This is a genomic window from Leifsonia sp. McL0627 (assembly GCF_058244615.1).
The window spans coordinates 1,214,845-1,232,365 of sequence record NZ_JBZCGM010000003.1; the positions used below are offsets into that span (position 1 = coordinate 1,214,845).

Genomic DNA, 17,521 nt, shown 5'->3' on the forward strand with positions numbered 1-17,521 from the left:
CGGAGGCGGTCACGCCTTCATTCCCGTTCCCGGCGCATCCACTGCCCCGCCGAACCGGCGGTTGCGGTTGGCGTAGATGTCGATGGCGTTCCAGAGGTCCGCACGGCTGAAGTCCGGCCACAGCGTGTCGAGGAACACCATCTCGGCGTACGCGCTCTGCCAGAGCATGAAGTTGCTGGTGCGCTGCTCGCCGGAGCTGCGCACGAACAGGTCGACGTCCGGCAGGTCGGGGGCGTACAGGTGGCGCTGGATGCTCTTCTCCGTCACGGCGGACGGCTTCATCCGGCCCGCGGCGACCTCCTCGGCGATGCCACGCACCGCATCGGCGATCTCGGTGCGGCCGCCGTAGTTGACACACATGGTCAGCGTGAGCACGTCGTTGCCCGCGGTGAGCTTCTCGGCGAACTGCAGCTCCTTGATCACGGACGACCAGAGCCGCGGCTTCCTGCCCGCCCAGCGCACGCGGACGCCCCACTCGTTCAGCTGGTCGCGCCGCCGGTGCAGGACATCCCGGTTGAAGCCCATCAGGAACCGCACCTCGTCCGGCGACCTCTTCCAGTTCTCGGTGGAGAACGCGTAGACGCTCAGGTGCTTGACGCCGATCTGGATCGCCCCGGCCACGACGTCGAGCAGCGACGCCTCCCCCGCCTTGTGCCCCTCGATCCTGGTGAGACCGCGGCCGTTGGCCCAGCGGCCGTTGCCGTCCATCACGATCGCGACATGCTCGGGGACGGCCGCGACGGGGATCGCCGGCGGGTACACGCCCGTCCAGTCGAGCGGGCGGAACACCACCGCATCCTTGTGGGTGTAAGGCTTGGGGCTCATCCGTTCGCTTTCCGTTCGTGCTGCACATGCTGGAGCGAGCGCAGCCCGCGTTCCAGATGCCATTGCGTGTACGCGGCGACGACGCCGCTCGCCTTCGACCTCGTGGCGTCGTCCGTCTCGTCGGCCGCCGCCCAGTCTCCGGTGAGCAGGGCTCCGAGCAGGGCGATGGTCGCCGCATCCAACCGGGGTGCGCCCTGCGGAGCACAGTCGTCGCAGACCACGCCGCCGAGCTGCACCACGAGGTGGTCGTGCGGTCCGGCGGCCCCGCAGCGGGAACAATCGAGGAAGCTCGGCGCCCAGCCCGCCAGCGACAGCGCGCGCAGCAGATAGGAGTCGAGAGTCATGGAGGCGCCGTGCTCACGCTTCGACAGCGAGCGGAGCGCCCCGACCAGCAGGAGGTACTGCTGCAGCGATCCTTCCGCCTCGGTGAGCCGGTCGGCCGTCTCGACCATCGCGTTCGCCGCCGTGTAGCTGGCGTAATCGTCCGCGATCAGCGCGCCGTACGCGCCCAGCGACTCGGCCTGGGTCACCACGTCGAGGCTGCGGCCCTCGTAGAGCTGCACATCGGCGACCATGAACGGCTCCAGCCGCGACCCGAACTTGGAGGCGGTGCGCCGCACGCCCTTCGCGACCGCACGGACCTTGCCGTGCTGACGCGTGAGCATGGTGACGATGCGGTCGGCTTCCCCCAGTTTGTGGGTGCGGAGCACGACGGCTTCATCACGATAGACAGGCACACTCCAGTATCCCGCGTCATACCGACAGTCACCTGACGCCGCGCATGGTAGAAGTGACGTATGAGCACGACGGCCTTCACGATTCCGCTGTGGGCCGATCTGGTCGCCGTCGGCGTCGGCAGCCTGCAAGGGGCGATGTTCGCCTCCGGGTTCCGGGACAGGAAGCTCGATCTGCTGGGCGTCGCGATCATCGGCGTCGCGACCGGTGTCGGCGGCGGTCTGCTGCGCGACATCCTGCTGGTCACCCGTCCGGTGGCGCTGCTCTCCAACTGGTACCTGCTGACCACCGTCGTCGCCGCACTGCTCGGGATGCTCCTGATCCGGCTGTTCCGCCGGCTCGACCCGATCATCACCTTCCTCGACGCGCTCACCATCGGCCTCTTCGGCGCGATCGGCGCCACCAAGGCGCTCTCGCTGGGGCTGCCGGAGGTGCCTGCCGTGTTCGTCGGCGTCGTGTCCGCGGTCGGCGGGTCGATCCTGCGCGACATGCTGCTGAACCTGCCGATCGCGCTGATGCACGTCGGGTCGCTCTACGCCGTCGCGGCTGGTGGCGGGACGGTCGTGCTCGTGGTGCTGGCCGATCTCGGCGTGCCGATCTCGGTCGCGGCGAGCGTCTGCGTGGCGGTGACCCTGCTCATCCGGTTGCTGGCCGTGCGGTTCGGCTGGAGCCTGCCGGAGCAGCGCGAACTCGGCCGCATCCCGCGCCCGCGCTGGCCGCGCCTCCCGCTCCGCCGCACGCAAGCCCGCACCGAGGAGCGCACCGAGACCGGCTCCATCCCCCGCTACAAGCTCGACCGCCCCGACTGACGCACGCTCCCCCAGCCTCGACGCGATCGAGCCCAGGCTCGCTCTGGTTAAACCGTGGTCTAAGCGGGAAGGAGCCTGGGCTCGATTATGTGGGGGCGCGGGTCAGGCGGAGACGAGGTCGGCGGGAGCGGCGGCGGAGCCCGCGGATGCGCGGACCGCGCGGTTCACGGCGGAGACGACTGCCTTGAACGAGGCCGTGGTCGTGTCGCCGTCGATGCCGACGCCCCAGAGGCGCGTGCCGTCGACGTCGACCTCGACGTACGCCGCGGCCTGCGCCGACTCGCTCGCCGACAGCGTGTGCTGCGAGTAGTCGTACAGGTGCACGTTGATGCCGCGGTCGTTCAGGATGTCGAAGAACGCCGCGATCGGGCCATTGCCCTCGCCGGACACCTTGGAGACGGTGTCTCCGTCGCGCAGCGTTGCGGTGAGCGAGACGTGGTCGCCGGACTCGTTGGTCGTGCTGGTGCTGCCCAGCTCGAAGCGGCCCCACTTGGCGTCCGCGTCGTCGACCGGCGCGGGGAGGTACTCGTCCTGGAAGATCTCCCAGATGTCGTCGCTCGAGACCTCGCCGCCCTCGGCGTCGGTCTTGGCCTGCACCACACCGGAGAACTCGATCTGCAGCTTACGCGGCAGGTCGAGCGCGTGGTCGGTCTTCAGCAGGTATGCGACCCCGCCCTTGCCGGACTGCGAGTTGACGCGGATGACCGCCTCGTAGCTGCGGCCCAGGTCTTTCGGGTCGATCGGCAGGTACGGCACAGCCCAGACCAGCTCGTCGACGGACTTGCCCTGACGCTCGGCGTCGGCGGCCATCGCCTCGAAGCCCTTCTTGATCGCATCCTGGTGCGAGCCGCTGAACGCGGTGAACACCAGGTCGCCGCCCCACGGGCTGCGCTCGCCGACCGGCAGCTGGTTGCAGTGCTCGACGGTGCGCTTGACCGAGTCGATGTCGCTGAAGTCGATCTGCGGGTCGATGCCCTGCGTGAAGAGGTTGACGCCCAGCGTGACCAGGTCGACGTTGCCGGTGCGCTCGCCGTTGCCGAACAGGCAGCCCTCGATGCGGTCGGCACCGGCCATGTAGCCGAGCTCGGCCGCCGCGACCGCGGTGCCGCGGTCGTTGTGCGGGTGCAGCGACAGGATGACGTTCTCGCGGTGGTTCAGGTGGCGCGACATCCACTCGATGGAGTCGGCGTAGACGTTCGGCGTGGCCATCTCGACGGTGGCGGGCAGGTTGATGATGACCTTGCGGTCCTCCGTCGGCTCGAACACGTCGAGCACCTGGTTGCAGATGTCGACCGCGAACTCCAGCTCAGTGCCGGTGTAGCTCTCGGGCGAGTACTCGTAGTAGATCGCGGTGCCGGGAACGACGGATTCCATCTGGCGGCAGAGACGCGCACCTTCCAGGGCGATGTCGATGATGCCCTGCTGGTCGGTGCGGAAGACCACATCCCGTTGCAGGATGCTCGTGGAGTTGTAGAGGTGGACGATGGCCTGCTTGGCGCCGATCAGCGACTCGTATGTGCGCTTGATCAGGTGCTCGCGCGCCTGCGTCAGCACCTGGATGGTGACGTCGTCCGGGATGGCACCCTCTTCGATGAGGCTGCGCACGAAGTCGAAGTCGGTCTGGCTCGCGGACGGGAAGCCGACCTCGATCTCCTTGTAGCCCATCCGGACCAGCAAGTCGAACATGATGCGCTTGCGCTCGGGGCTCATCGGGTCGATGAGCGCCTGGTTCCCGTCACGCAGATCGACCGCGCACCAGCGCGGGGCGACCGTGATGCGGTTGTCCGGCCAGGTGCGATCGGGCAGTTCGACCCTGATCTGCTCATGGAACGCACGGTATTTGTGGATCGGCATGGCGCTGGGCGCCTGGGTGTTCTTCATGGTCTGTCTTCTCCTCGCGGGGTGTGGTGGAGAGCCAACGACAAACTCCGCGACGAGTGAGGCCCAGAACTAGGTCTCGTCGCGGCAGCTAAGGAGGAGCAGACCGTACACAGAAACCAGGGTAGCACGGCGTGGCCGCGCCGCATTCGGAACGTGCGTCACCCCCGACCGCTCGCGAGCGCCACCGCCTGCCGCACCGACAACTGCGGCAGGTAGGCGCGCACCAGGGCGATCCCGATGGCCGGCAGGGCGACCGGATCCGGGTACGCCATGATCAGCGGCCGAAGCTCGGGCTGGAACTTGCGCTTGAACTTGAGCAGCGACCGGAAGCCGTACACCGGTTCGAGCGACGCGCTCAGGAAGTTCAGGATGCGGTCCATGCCGCGGCTCTCCCCCTCTGCCCCAGCGGCGGCGGTGTGCGCGAGCGGCGCCGCGGAGAGGCTCATGAACTCGACGCCCTCGTCGCGCATCCTGGTCGCGGCTTCGGCGATCAGGAACTCCATCACGCCGTTGATGCTGCCGGGGCGCCTGCGCATGAAGTCGAGCGTCCAGCCGACCACGAGACCGTTACGGTAACTGGGCAGCCAGCTGGTCACGCCCTCGATGCGACCGGATTCGTCGACGGCGAGCATCAGCATCACCGCCGGATCGCGCAGCTCGTCGAGACCGCCGAGCGTGAAGCCCATCTCTGGCAGGTCCTTCTCCGCCACCCACTGCTCCGAGATGTCGGAGAGCTGCACGGCGGCGCTCAGCGGCAGCGCCTGGTATGTCGTCCACTCGGCACGGATGCCGGCGCGCTGCGCCCTGCTGATCGAGCTGCGCACATCCTGCCACTTCTTGCCGGTGGTCTGCCACTCCTGTGGCTTGATGACCGTCTCCTCCGCCACGACCATCGTCGACCAGCCCATAGCATCGAAGAGCGGCTGGAGGTCCGCATCCACGCTGTAGAACACCGGCGTCCAGCCGTTGTCGTCGCAGAACCGGGCGAACCGGTCGATGGAGCGGTCGTGCGGCGGCGCCGCGCCGAACGGCCCTCCGGTCGTGATGGCGATCCGGCCGACGACCCGGTATGCGATGGCGCGGCCGTCCGTCGGGTCGAACCAGTAGTCGTTCCCCGGCCAGGTGGCCATGAACGAGATCGCGTCCCCTCCGCCGTGCTCCAGCAGGCTGCGTACGCGGGCGGCGTCGGTGGTCTTCGACCGCCAGGAGGTGCGTCCTCGCATCACCCAGATCGCACCGATGATCACGATCAGCCAGAACACCGTACCGATGTTGCGGTAGACGAAGGTCGCGAGCGGCGTGGTCGGCAGGTATTGCACCGGCTCCCTCCGCAGGAAGTTGACGGGCACGAACCGCTCGAGCACGTTGTCGAGCAGGTCGCTCAGGTCGAGCGGTCTGGTGAAGCCGGTGTCCTTCTGCAGGTAGCCGACCAGCACATAGAGCGAGGCCAGCGCGATGCCCGAGACCAGGACGACGAGCACATAGCGCCGCACCGCGCGAGCGGGCGGACGGACGGGGAAGTGCTGCCGGAACGAGATCAGCACGATGGCGATGGCGAGCGGCAGCAGAGCCGACAGCGCCAGGATCGCGGTGACCTCCCAGTAGCGCGCTCCGAGGTGCGGGCGCGGGGCGCCGGCGAGCGGCAGGATGCCGAAGTAGAGGGCGGAGAGCACTGTGAGCAGGACGTTCACCGACACGGCGAGCCAGAGCGCGAACCGATTGCCGCGCAGCAGGCCGTACGCAGCCACGAGCAGCACGAGCAACGGGAGGACGGAGAGCAGAATCGGCCCGAGGCCGTTGATGCGTTCGATGGTGAGGTCGTGCACGCACTGCCTCGTCACCGCGAACGCCTGACACCGCTCCAGCACACTGCCCTTGGCCGGCACGTCCGAGCTGAAGAGCAGCGCGATCGGAGACAGCAGTCCGTAACGCGAAGTGGTCAGCAGCCCGATCACCGGGCCAATGGCAGTGATCGTGACGGCGGACGCCAGCAGCACCCGGATTTCGTGATGAGAGCTGCGAACCCAGCCACCGATCCGGCCGCCGGGCCGGAGGAGCACACCGAGCCCCAGTCCGGCGAGCACGGCGAGCAACCGGTACACATCGGACGGCATCCCTGAGTACAGCAGGTACATCACCGCGATCAGCACGGTCAGCACCCGGATGCGCCTGCGCCACAGTGCACCGGCGAACGCGCTCGCTGCCATGATCGTGCCGCCGATGGCGGTAAAGACGTCGAGCACCACAAGGTTGTGGACGTTGCGCGCCCACATCTCCCCCGTCGAGGAGGCGAGAAGCTGGAACGCGATGCCGCCGACGGTGCCGATGACGGCCGTCGCGAAGTACGACACCGCCGTGCGCCAGGTGCCCATGAGCTGCTCGGCGGCCCCTACCAGCACCACGGTCAGGATGAGGGCGACGATGAGCTCTGCGAGGTCGTCCGCGAACAGCACGGAGGTGATCGGCGACCACCAGTGCCCGTCGACCAGCGGGCCAGGGCCGGTGCCGAGCCAGATGTGCAACGGGCGCCGCGGCCCGTGGATCGGCCCGGTGACCAGCGCGAGCACCAGGATGAGCGCGGTCATCCCTGCGGTGAACGGGTGCGTGGCGATCAGGCGGCCGACACGGCGCGCGAAGCGTCCGACGGCGGCGGACGCAGGCGTGCCCGGCGTGCCAGGCGGCGCGTCCGGCGGCGTGCCCGGCGCTTTTGCGTCGGTGGTCACGGCGTCAGCCCCATGTGTTTCGCGATGTCGGGGAAGCCGTTCCGCAGGGAGTACCGCACTGTGTTCCAATCGTGCGCTGTGCCGGGCGAGACGAGCAGCCTGGTGCGGATTCCGGCCGTCGTCGCGTCGGCGTCGAGTGTTCTGGCGAACGCAGTGTACTTCGCGTCGTTCTGGCCGACGCCGAGGATCAGCACCGAGTTCTCATAGGGAGCGTGCTCCGTCATCAGCTGCGCAGGCTGGGCTGCGTCGAAGGCGGCGGCCGACCCCGCGAATCCAGAGGCGATGGTGGATGCGCGGTTCCCGAGGATGGGACCGAGTTCGCTCGACGACGCGAGCGCGGAGCCGAACACCGACGGGTGGCCTGTGAGGAACTGGACCGCGCAGGTCGCGCCCTGCGAGTAGCCGAAGACGCCCCACGCCGCCGGGTCGCTGCTGACGCGGAAATGGCTCTTGATCCAGGACGGGACATCTTTCAGCAGGTACGTGGCCGAGTTGCCGAACGCCTTCGAGTCGACGCACATCGGGTTGCGCCCAGGGCCGCCGAGCTGGTCGGCGGCGACCACGATCGGCGCAATGCCGCCGTGCTGCGCGGCGAACGCATCCATCGTCTGGCCGATGCGCCCTGCGGTGAAGACGTCGGCCGGAGCACCCGGCTGCCCGGAGAACGCGTACAGCACGGGCAGCACAGGTGGATGCGCGGTGAGCGCCGCAGGGGGAAGGTACACGACAGCCTTCCTGGCGACGAAGCCGGACTCGGTGGCCGGGATGCGCACCACGCCGATCTTCCCCTTCGCCGGGATGCTCGCGGGCGGCGTCCAGGTGGACGCGTAGTCCGTTCCGATGTCCGCCACCTCTCCGCGTTCAGCGTGGAAGGAGAGCGCGGAGTACGGCACGACGCCGAGCACGTCGTTGAGGTCGCCGTACTCGCCGAAGTCGACGTTGATGCCCGCTCCCGCCGTCGCGACGAACACCGGGATGCTCAGGACGGCGACGACCTTCCTCCACCAGCGCGAGCGGAACAGGTTGGCGATCGCCAGCCCGATCCCGGCGAACGCCAGCACCGCCCACATCCTGGTCACCGGCGTCAGCGCGACCCCGAAGACGTCGAGAACGTCGATCAGCAGCCACGTGGCGAGCCAGCCGACGCCGGCTCCGGCGATCGCGGCCAGGACGCCGATGATGGTGCGTTTGAGTGTCGGGCGCACCAGCAGGTACAGCACGAAGACGGCGGCCAGCACATCGAGGGTCACCAGGAACGGTGGTTTGTCGATGCGCAGGGTCATGAGCCAGTTCAGGGCGGTTCCTCTCACGGACGGACGAGCGGTTCGATTATGGGGCGTTCAGGCCGCGGAAAGCTGAGCTAATGCCCACATTCAGCATTCTCCGAGGTCCCACGGAGCCGAGCCACGCGGTCAGTCGACGGCGAGAGCGGCGACGGGAGCGACCGCCGTCGCCCTCCTGGTCGGTGCGACGGACGCGAGCACGGCGAGGATCGCCGACGCCGCGACGATGAGCCCGATGAACCCCCACGGAAGCACCGGCGCCTGCAACCCTCCGCCCGGGATGCTCGCCAGCAGCGATTGCGCACCCACCCAGCCGTACGCCGTCCCGAGGATCAGCCCGGTGATCACGGCAGCGATCGTCACCTGAGCGCTCTCCGCGAGGATCATCCTCCTGACCTGCGATGCGCTGAAGCCCAGCGCCCGCAGGAGGCCGAGCTCCCTTCGCCGCTGCAGCACGCTGAGCGACAGACTGTTGATCACACCGACCGCGGCGATGATCGCGGAGAAGCCGACCAGGATGCTGAACACCAGCATGGTGACCGTGAGGACACTTTCAGCCCCCGCATACAGCTCCGGCTGGTTCTGGGACGCCTGACGGATCATCGCCAGGTACGACTGCGCGGCGACGACGAACATCGTCACGAGTGTGACGCCGATCACCAGGCCGATGGCCGTCCTCGAACTGCGCTCCGGGTTGCGCACGGCGTTGGCCGCGGCGAGCCGCCCGGCCGCTCCCTGCTGAACAGCAAACCGGCCAGGCGCAGCACGCCCGGCATGAAGAAGGGCGCAGCGAGCACGATCCCGGTGAACGAGAGCACGCCGCCAGGCAGCGCGATCAGCACGCCGTAGCCGCTCGCGATCGGGAAGCCGGTGCGCGCGAACACGCCGAGTCCGAGCAGCAGCCCGCACACGAGCAGGCCGAGCCCGGCGACGATCAGGATGGTCGCGACGACGAGGCGTCCCGCGCGGCGGACGGCGGCGGCCGGCCGCTCCTCTGCCGCTCCCAGCGCCTGGACAGGCGTGACGGTGAGCACGCGCCTGCTGCCCACCCAGGAGGCGAGCCAGGTGGTCACGATCACCACGGCGACGGGAGCCAGCAGCGCCGGGGTGATGACGGGGTACAGCACATCCGGCAGCACGCCGAGCGCGACGAAGAGCCGCACACCCGCTAGGGCGAGCACCGCAGCGGCGGCGCCCCCGATCAGGGAGCCGATCACGCCGACGGCGAACCCCTCGCTCGCCACGGAGCGTCGCTGCGTACGGGCGCTCGAACCGATCAGGCGCAGCAGCGCGATCGTGCGGGTGCGTCCAGCGATCACGGTCGCGAAGGTGTTCGTGGTCACGATGGCGCCGACATACACGGCGATGATGAAGAACACCGCGGCCACGATGCCGAGCGCCACTCCGACGGAGCCGTGCTCCCCCACCTGGCTGCTTGCGATGTATGCGGACAACACACCGGTCGTCGACAGCAGCGCGACGCCGAACGCCGAGCTGAGGGCCGCGACCAGGATGCTCGCGCGGTGGTCGCGGGCGTTCGCGCGGAACGCCGAGAACGGCCGGCTCATGCGTGCTGCTCCATGCCGAGCATGTACGACGAGATCTCCTCGGCGGCGGACTTGTCCCGCTCGGCGGCGACCCGGCCGTCGGCGAGGAACACGATGCGGTCGGCGTAGCTCGCGGCGATCGGGTCGTGCGTGACCATTGCGATGCTCTGACCGTATGTGCTGCTCGCCTCGGCGAGCAGCGTGAGCACCTCGCGCCCGGTGCGGGAGTCCAGGTTGCCCGTCGGCTCGTCGGCGAAGATGAGGTCCGGCCGGGTGCCGAGCGCGCGCACGATGGCGACGCGCTGCTGCTGGCCGCCGGACAGTTCGTGCGGGCGGTGGGTGAGCCTGCCGCGGAGCCCGAGCGAGTCGATCAGGTGATCGATCCACTCGGCCTGCGTCCTGGTCGGGCGGCGGCCGTCGAGCTCGAACGGCAACCGGATGTTCGCGGCGACGTCGAGCGTCGGCACCAGGTTGAACGACTGGAAGACGAACCCGACGCGGCGGCGCCGCAGGACGGTGAGTTCCGCATCCCCGAGGCTGGTGATCTCGGTGTCCCCCAGGAACACCTGGCCGCCCGTCACCGTATCGAGACCGGCCATCACGTGCATCAGCGTGGACTTGCCGGAGCCGCTCGGTCCCATGATCGCCGTGAAGCGGCCGGCCGGGATGCCGAGGGTGACACCGTCGAGCGCGTTCACCGTCCCCGCGCCGGTTCCGTACGACTTGGTGGCGTCGATCACACGCGCGACGAGCTGCTCGTCCGGCCGGATCGTCGAGTGCGCGGAGGTGACGGTCTCGCTGCTGATGTTGTCCATGCTCCCCACGCTAGGGATCCGGTGGCACCCGCCGGATCGGGCGGTGGGGCTATCCCGTGTCAGCCGGAAGGATGATCATCGGCTGTGAATCGCCCAGGGTGATTCACTCGCCGGAGGTCAGCCCGTGCTCGAACGCGTAGACGACCATCTGCACGCGGTCGCGCAGCCCGAGCTTGCTCAGGATGCGGCTGATGTGCGTCTTCACCGTCGCCTCACTCAGATACTCGGTCGACGCGATCTCCGCGTTGCTGAGACCGCGCGCGGCGAGCACGAAGATCTCCCGCTCCCGCGCGGTGAGGGTGCCGAACTCCTCCGGCTGCGGTTTCACCGGCTCGCTGGAGGAGAAGTACTGGAACAGCTCGCGCGTCGCTCCGGCGGCGATCACCGCGCTGCCGGCGTGCACCGTGCGGATCGCCGCGAGGAGGAATTCCGGCTCGGCGTCCTTCAGGACGAACCCGCTCGCGCCTCCCCGGATGGCTCGCGCCGCCGCCTCGTCCAGGTCGAACGTCGTCAGCACGACGATGCGCGGAGCCCGGCGTCCCTCCCGTGCTGCGCTCTCGACGATCTCGGTGGTCGCCGCGATCCCGTCCATCACGGGCATCCGGATGTCCATCAGCACCACGTCCGGCGCCGTGTCGCGGGCGAGCTGCACGCCCTCCTCGCCGTTGGCGGCCTCCCCGACGAACTCCAGGTCGGCCTGCGAACCGACGAGCATTCTGACACCGGCGCGGAACAGGGGCTGATCGTCCACCAGCAGCACCCGGATGCGGGTGGTCACGGCGTCCGCCGTCCCGCCGCTCATGCCTTCTCCCCCGCCGGGAGGAACGCGCTCACCAGGAAGTCGCCGTCGGCGGGACCCGCGGCGAGGCTCCCGCCCGCGAGCGACGCGCGCTCGCGCATCCCTGGCAGGCCGTGCCCGATGCGCGGCAGCGCTCCGGTGGACGGGGTGTCGACGGTCAGGGTCTTCATGGAGTTCCTCACGGTGATCGCGACGCCACGCACTCCGTCGCGCTGGGCGACTTCGGCGAGGACGACGGTGGCTGGCAGGCTGGTGTCTCCGTGCCGGAGGGCGTTCGTCAGCGCCTCCTGCACGATCCGGTATGCGGCGATCTGCTGGGCCGAGCCGAGCATCCCCGGATCGCCGATGCGCTCGACGCCGACGTCGAGCCCGGCGGCACGGACCTGCTCCACGGTGCGGTCGAGGTCGTCGAGCGACGGCTGCGGCCCTTCCGGCTGGGCGTGGCGCAGTTCGGCGAGCAGCACGCGCACGTCGCCGAGGGCCGAGCGCGCGGTGGAGGCTATGGTCTTGAGCGCTTCGTCAACGGAGTCAGGATCGGCGTGCCTGGCGTAGCGCGCGCCATCCGCCTGCGCGATCACGACGGCGAGCGAGTGGGCGACGACGTCGTGCATGTCACGGGCGATGCGGGTGCGCTCCTGCTCGACCACGACGTCCTCGACCGCTTTCGCCCTGTCGAACTCGGCGACCACCTGCGCGCGGCGGGACACTCTGGCGTTGCGCCAGGTGCGCATCAGCAGGCCGAGCACCCACGACAATCCCAGGACCGTGGCGCTCACCACGATCAGGAAGACGAATTCCAGAGCCAGGCGCGAAATGGCGCCGGACAGCAGGTCGAGGTAGGTCTGGTTCAGGGCGGCGGTGAGCGAGAGGTACAGCGCGGCCACGACAGCACCGAGCCCGGCCGAGATGAGGCCGGACCAGCGCACGATCCGATCGCCGTATGCGGCCGTCGCGTACAGCACCACCAGGATCCCGACATCGCTGAACTGGATGCTGTGCCCGGTCGTCATCTGCAGCACGGCGGTCAGCCAGGCGATGGCGAGGGCGACGGCCGGCGAGATCCGGCGCACGGCGACGGCCACCGTGAAGCCGATCACGATCACGATCGCCGACCGCGCGCCTCCCGGGCCGTCCGTGCCGAACAGGCCGGCGGAGTCGAGCGGCAGGCAGAGCACGGCGAAGGCGGCTGCGCCGGCGATGTCGAAGGTCAGCTGTCGCCTGGTGAGGCGACGGACCAGCCCCGTCCTGTTCGGGTCGTTGTCAGAGACCGGTGTTCCTCCCGACGACGCCAGCCAGACGAGTACAGACCTGTTGCCTCCCGCCACGCCGTCCACGACGCCGGCCGTCGCGCCGATCGCGCGCTGGCGGGCGACGAGGAAGCCGAGCAGCCAGCCGGCCACGAACGTCACGGCGAGCAGCAGGCTCATCAGCAGCAGCCCGACGCCCTGGCTCGTGTAGTAGCCGCCGATCACCGGGCCGATCAGCGGGAACTTCAACTCGCCGCGCACCGTGAACAGGTAGGCGAGGAGCGGTGCGATGAGGACCGCCGACGCGAAGTCCAGCCAGCGCACCACCCGCCCCGAGTGCGACGCGATCCCGAACACCGCGATCAGGACGGCGACCGCCGAGATCACCCGGAACGGCATCGGCATCGACACCGACTCCGTCGTCTCCAGCAGAACGGCCAGCCAGAGCAATCCAAGCGAGACGGGCGGAAGCACCCGCGAGAGGGCGACGGCGGCGCTGTAGAAGGTGAGCGCGAGCGCCGACTGGAACTCGAACGGCAGGCCCGTGATCAGCCAGGCGAGGAAGAGCACCACCCCGAGCGCTGGTTCGAGGACCCAGCGGTACGGGATGATCCTCTCCACCAGGCGGGCACGGTACGGCATCCCTCTACGGTACGGGGCGGAGGGTCGCCGGACCGCGCTCAGCCGCGGAATTCATCCCAGGGATGTACGCGGTCCCGCGCTGTTCCGCCACGCGGGAACTCAGAACCCGAGGCGACCGAGCTGCTTCGGGTCGCGCTGCCAGTCCTTGGCCACCTTGACCCTGATCGACAGGAACACGTGCTTGCCGAGCAGCTCCTCAACGGCTTGCGGGCGGTCGCGCCGACCTCCTTGATGCGGCTGCCGCCCTTGCCGATGACGATCGCCTTCTGGCTGTCCCGCTCGACGAACAGGTTGGCGTACACCTCCACCAGGTCTTTGTCGTCGCGCTCGATGATGTCGTCGATGGTGACGGCGAGCGAGTGGGGCAGCTCGTCTTCGACGCCCTCGAGCACCGCCTCGCGGATGTACTCCGAGATCCGGTCCTCCAGGCCCTCGTCCGTCACCGCATCCGACGGGTAGAGCGGGGCAGGCGACAGCGGGAGCAGTCGCATCAGCTCGGTGGTGAGCGTGTCCAACTGGATGTGGCTGGTCGCCGACAACGGCACGATCGCCTCCCACTCGCGCAGCTCGGACACCGCGAGCAGCTGCTCGGCGACGGCCGCCTTGCTCGCCGCGTCGATCTTGGTCACGATCGCGACCTTCTTGGCGCGCGGGTACTCGTTGAGCTGGTCGTTGATGAACCGGTCGCCCGGTCCGATCTTCTCGTCGGCGGGGACGCAGAAGCCGATCACGTCCACATCGCCGAGCGTCGACTGCACGAGCGAGTTGAGCCGTTCGCCCAGCAGGGTGCGCGGCCGGTGGATGCCCGGGGTGTCCACAAGGATCAGCTGCCCGTTCTTCTGGTGCACGATCCCTCGGATGGCGCGGCGGGTGGTCTGCGGCTTGGACGAGGTGATCGCCACCTTCTCCCCCACGAGCGCGTTGGTCAGGGTGGACTTGCCGACGTTGGGACGGCCGACGAACGACGCGAAGCCGGCATGGAAGTCGTTCACGAGTGGTTCTCCTCTTCCGGCGCCCCTGGCGCCGAGATCAGTGCGGCGTCGCGTTCGACGAGCACAGTGGTGACGTGTTTGCGGCGGCCCTCTGTCCGGTCGACGGTGAACCGCAGGCCGTGGCTGGCTGCGGTGGACCCCACCTCCGGCAGCCGGCCGAGCGCTTTGGCGACGAGCCCGCCGACGCTGTCGACGTCGTCGTCCTCGATCTCCAGGTCGAAAAGTTCGCCGAGCTCGTCGAGCGGCAGGCGCGTGCTGACGCGGTAGCGGCCGTCTCCGATCCGCTGCACCAGTTCGACCTCGTGGTCGTACTCGTCGGAGATGTCGCCGACGAGCTCCTCGATCAGGTCTTCCAGCGTGACCAGCCCGGCGATGCCGCCGTACTCGTCCACCACCATCGCCAGGTGGTTGGACTCCAGCTGCATCTGCCGCAGCAGCTCATCCGCCTTCTGCGACTCCGGCACGAACAGCGGTGGGCGCGCGATGTCGCCCATCGTGATCTGGTCGGCCCCGAGCGGGCTCTCGAAGCTGAGCTTCGCGGCATCCCGGAGGTAGAGAACACCCACGACCTCGTCGGGGTCGCCGTCGATCACCGGCACCCGCGAGACGCCCTTGCTGAAGAACAGTCCCATTGCCGTGCCGAGGCTCGCAGATGTGTCGATCGTGACCATGTCGGTGCGCGGGATCATCACCTCGCGCACAACGGTCTCGTTGAACTCGAAGATCGAATGGATCAGCTCGCGGTCGTCCTCCTCGAGCACGTCGAACTCGGTCGCCTCGTCGACGATGCTGAGCAGCTGCTCCTCGCTCGCGACCGGCGCAGACCGGGCGCGCGACGGCGTCACCCTGTTGCCCAGGGCGACCAGCCCACCCGCGATCGGCCCGAGGATCACCCGGATGAACCGCACGAGCGGAGCGGTCAGCCGCAACAGCATCGTGGAGTTGGCGCGGCCGACACTGCGCGGGCTCGCCCCGACGAGCACGAACGACACCGCCGTCATGATGAGGGCGGAGAGCAGCAGCGAGATCCACCACTCCTCGAAGATCTGCTCGAAGGCGAGCGTGACGAGCACGGCCGCCGTCGTCTCCGCGGTGATCCTGCTGAAGTTGATCGCGTTGAAATGCGCGCCGGGGTCGGCGGCGATGGCGAGCAGCGACTTCTTCGCCCTCGACGTCTCCGCCAGCTCGGCGATGTCGTTCCTGGACTGCACAGACAGGGCGGAGTCCACAGCGGCCATCAGGCCGCCGAAAGCGACGAGCAGGAACGCGACGATGAAGAACAGCGTTGCGAGCATCCGGTGCCTATCGCTGTCGGTCGTAGCGGGAGAAACCCACCAGGATGTCGCGCTGGATGCCGAACATCTCGCGCTCCTCCGCCGGCTCGGCGTGATCGAAGCCGAGCAGGTGCAGGATGCCGTGCGTCGTCAGCAGCAGGAGCTCCTCCATCAGGGAGTGCCCGGCGGTCTCCGCCTGGGCCTGGGCGACCTGCGGGCAGAGCACGACATCGCCGAGGAGGCCGGCGGGGGCAGGCTCCTCCTCTGTGCCGGGGCGAAGCTCGTCCATCGGGAAGCTGAGGACGTCCGTCGGACCGGGCTCGTCCATCCACTGCACGTGCAGCTGCTCCATGGCCGCCTCATCCACCAGGACGATCGCGAGCTCCGCATCCGGATGCACGTGCATGATGTCGAACGCGTACCCGGCGAGCCGCTGCAGGGCGGCCTCGTCTACCGGGATGGCCGACTCGTTGTTGACTTCGATACTCATGGGCCGGGCCTAACGTCGTTTGGGGAAGCGGTCGCGCGGGATGGACGAGCGGCGTTCTGCGCGGTTGGCGAACTCCGCCGCCTGCTCGCGCTCGTAGTGCAAGGCCTGCTTCTGCGCGTCGTACTCGGTGTACGCGTCCACGATGCGGCCGACCAGCGTGTGCCGGACGACGTCGTCGCTCGTGAGCCGCGCGAAGTGGATGTCGTCGATGTCTTTGAGGACGCGCGTGACCAGCCGCAGCCCGCTCGCCGCGGTCGGCAGGTCCACCTGCGTGATGTCGCCGGTGACGACCATCCGCGACCCGAAACCGAGCCGGGTGAGGAACATCTTCATCTGCTCCGGCGTGGTGTTCTGCGCCTCGTCGAGCACGATGAACGAGTCGTTCAGGGTGCGACCGCGCATGTAGGCCAGCGGGGCGACCTCGATCGTGCCCGCCGCGAGGAGCTTCGGCACGAGGTCGGGGTCCATCATCTCGTTGAGCGCGTCGTAGAGCGGACGCAGATACGGGTCGATTTTGTCGGTGAGCGTGCCAGGCAGGTAGCCGAGGCGTTCGCCGGCCTCCACGGCCGGACGGGTCAGGATGATCCTGCTGACCTCTTTGCGCTGGAGCGCCTGCACGGCCTTCGCCATCGCGAGGTAGGTCTTGCCCGTTCCCGCCGGACCGATGCCGAACACGATCGTGTTGTGGTCGATCGCGTCGACGTACTCCTTCTGACCGAGCGTCTTCGGCCTGATCGCTTTGCCGCGTGCGGTCAGGATCGCCTGGCTCAGCACATCCGACGGGCTCAGGTTCAGCCCGGTGTCGAGCATCCTGGCCGAACTGGTCACCTCGGCCGGACTGATCTCCTGGCCGTTGCGCACCATCAGCAGCAACTCCTCGATCAACCGGCGGGCGGCCTCGACCTGCACGGCGTCGCCGGTCAGGGAGATCTCGTTGCCGCGCACGTGCACGCTGACCAGCGGATACTGCCGCTCCAGGGTGGTCAGCAGCCGGTCCTGCGGACCGAGCAACCGCACCATCTGCACGCCGTCGACGTGCAGCCGCGCTTCGGACTCCGCCGTCGGCTCTCCGGCGGCCGGCGTTGATTCGCTAGTCGGCAAGGCTTCCTTCCTCGAGCTCTCCGCTCAGAACGTGGGCGTGGACGTGGAACACGGTCTGTCCGGCGTTCGCCCCTGTGTTGAAGATCAAACGGAAATCGCCGTCCGCGTGTTCCTCGGCGAGTCGTTTCGCCGTCGCGACCAGCTCGGCGAGCAGCGCAGGGTCGCCAGCGGCGAGCTCCACGACGTCGCGGTACTGCTGCGTCTTCGGCACCACGAGCAGGTGGACGGGTGCCTTGGGCGCGATGTCGCGGAACGCGATGATGCGCTCGCCGTCGTAGACGATGTCGGCCGGGATCTCCCCCGCGATGATGCGGGAGAAGATCGAAGGCTGCTCGGTTTCCATGTGTTCCATTCTATT

Annotated in this window: 15 protein-coding genes and 1 pseudogene; 1 reads left to right on the plus strand and 15 read right to left on the minus strand. The window is 68.7% G+C overall.

Going from position 1 to position 17,521, the window contains the following annotated elements; genetic code table 11:
* Positions 1 to 9: 9 nt before the first annotated feature.
* Positions 10 to 825, minus strand: coding sequence for an isoprenyl transferase (locus tag AC37TH_RS14085; RefSeq protein WP_490764963.1), 816 nt, complete (start codon positions 823 to 825; stop codon positions 10 to 12).
* A complete protein-coding gene (gene recO / locus AC37TH_RS14090; protein ID WP_490764964.1) occupies positions 822 to 1,562 on the minus strand; it encodes a DNA repair protein RecO in 741 nt (246 codons plus the stop codon). Before recO ends, AC37TH_RS14085 begins: the two co-directional genes overlap by 4 nt.
* 60 nt (positions 1,563 to 1,622) lie before the next feature.
* On the opposite strand from recO, the gene AC37TH_RS14095 reads away from it, so the two are divergent.
* Positions 1,623 to 2,369 carry a trimeric intracellular cation channel family protein gene (locus tag AC37TH_RS14095; RefSeq protein WP_490764965.1) on the plus strand — a complete coding sequence of 249 codons (747 nt, stop codon included), beginning with the start codon at positions 1,623 to 1,625 and terminating at the stop codon, positions 2,367 to 2,369.
* A 102-nt stretch (positions 2,370 to 2,471) separates the two neighbouring features.
* Here AC37TH_RS14095 and leuA read toward each other — a convergent pair whose 3' ends face one another.
* The 13 genes and pseudogenes from leuA to AC37TH_RS14160 form a co-directional block, all read right to left on the minus strand.
* Positions 2,472 to 4,250 (minus strand): 2-isopropylmalate synthase, encoded by a 1,779-nt coding sequence (gene leuA / locus AC37TH_RS14100; protein WP_490764966.1) that lies wholly within the window; start codon positions 4,248 to 4,250, stop codon positions 2,472 to 2,474.
* A gap of 158 nt (positions 4,251 to 4,408) precedes the next feature.
* Complete coding sequence (locus AC37TH_RS14105; protein ID WP_490764967.1) at positions 4,409 to 6,973, minus strand: phosphatidylglycerol lysyltransferase domain-containing protein; 2,565 nt, start codon at positions 6,971 to 6,973, stop codon at positions 4,409 to 4,411.
* Positions 6,970 to 8,283, minus strand: coding sequence for an alpha/beta hydrolase (locus AC37TH_RS14110; RefSeq protein ID WP_490764968.1), 1,314 nt, complete (start codon positions 8,281 to 8,283; stop codon positions 6,970 to 6,972). The genes AC37TH_RS14105 and AC37TH_RS14110 overlap by 4 nt, the downstream gene beginning before the upstream one ends.
* 102 nt (positions 8,284 to 8,385) lie before the next feature.
* Entirely contained in the window at positions 8,386 to 8,958 is a 573-nt protein-coding gene (locus AC37TH_RS14115; protein WP_490764969.1) for an ABC transporter permease, read from the minus strand.
* A complete protein-coding gene (locus AC37TH_RS14120; protein WP_490764970.1) occupies positions 8,913 to 9,824 on the minus strand; it encodes an FtsX-like permease family protein in 912 nt (303 codons plus the stop codon). The genes AC37TH_RS14115 and AC37TH_RS14120 overlap by 46 nt, the downstream gene beginning before the upstream one ends.
* Positions 9,821 to 10,618 (minus strand): ABC transporter ATP-binding protein, encoded by a 798-nt coding sequence (locus AC37TH_RS14125; protein WP_490764971.1) that lies wholly within the window; start codon positions 10,616 to 10,618, stop codon positions 9,821 to 9,823. Before AC37TH_RS14125 ends, AC37TH_RS14120 begins: the two co-directional genes overlap by 4 nt.
* Positions 10,619 to 10,721: 103 nt before the next feature.
* Positions 10,722 to 11,420 carry a response regulator gene (locus AC37TH_RS14130; protein ID WP_490764972.1) on the minus strand — a complete coding sequence of 233 codons (699 nt, stop codon included), beginning with the start codon at positions 11,418 to 11,420 and terminating at the stop codon, positions 10,722 to 10,724.
* Positions 11,417 to 13,306 (minus strand): sensor histidine kinase, encoded by a 1,890-nt coding sequence (locus AC37TH_RS14135; RefSeq protein ID WP_490764973.1) that lies wholly within the window; start codon positions 13,304 to 13,306, stop codon positions 11,417 to 11,419. The genes AC37TH_RS14130 and AC37TH_RS14135 overlap by 4 nt, the downstream gene beginning before the upstream one ends.
* 99 nt (positions 13,307 to 13,405) lie before the next feature.
* Positions 13,406 to 14,298 (minus strand): annotated as a pseudogene (era, locus tag AC37TH_RS14140) (GTPase Era).
* Positions 14,295 to 15,593 (minus strand): hemolysin family protein, encoded by a 1,299-nt coding sequence (locus tag AC37TH_RS14145; RefSeq protein ID WP_490764974.1) that lies wholly within the window; start codon positions 15,591 to 15,593, stop codon positions 14,295 to 14,297. Before AC37TH_RS14145 ends, era begins: the two are co-directional and overlap by 4 nt.
* A gap of 7 nt (positions 15,594 to 15,600) precedes the next feature.
* Entirely contained in the window at positions 15,601 to 16,062 is a 462-nt protein-coding gene (gene ybeY / locus AC37TH_RS14150; protein ID WP_490764975.1) for an rRNA maturation RNase YbeY, read from the minus strand.
* Between the two features lie 9 nt (positions 16,063 to 16,071).
* Positions 16,072 to 17,163, minus strand: a complete 1,092-nt coding sequence (locus AC37TH_RS14155; protein WP_490764976.1) for a PhoH family protein — start codon at positions 17,161 to 17,163, stop codon at positions 16,072 to 16,074.
* Positions 17,153 to 17,506, minus strand: coding sequence for a histidine triad nucleotide-binding protein (locus AC37TH_RS14160; RefSeq protein ID WP_490764977.1), 354 nt, complete (start codon positions 17,504 to 17,506; stop codon positions 17,153 to 17,155). Before AC37TH_RS14160 ends, AC37TH_RS14155 begins: the two co-directional genes overlap by 11 nt.
* Between the last annotated feature and the right edge of the window lie 15 nt (positions 17,507 to 17,521).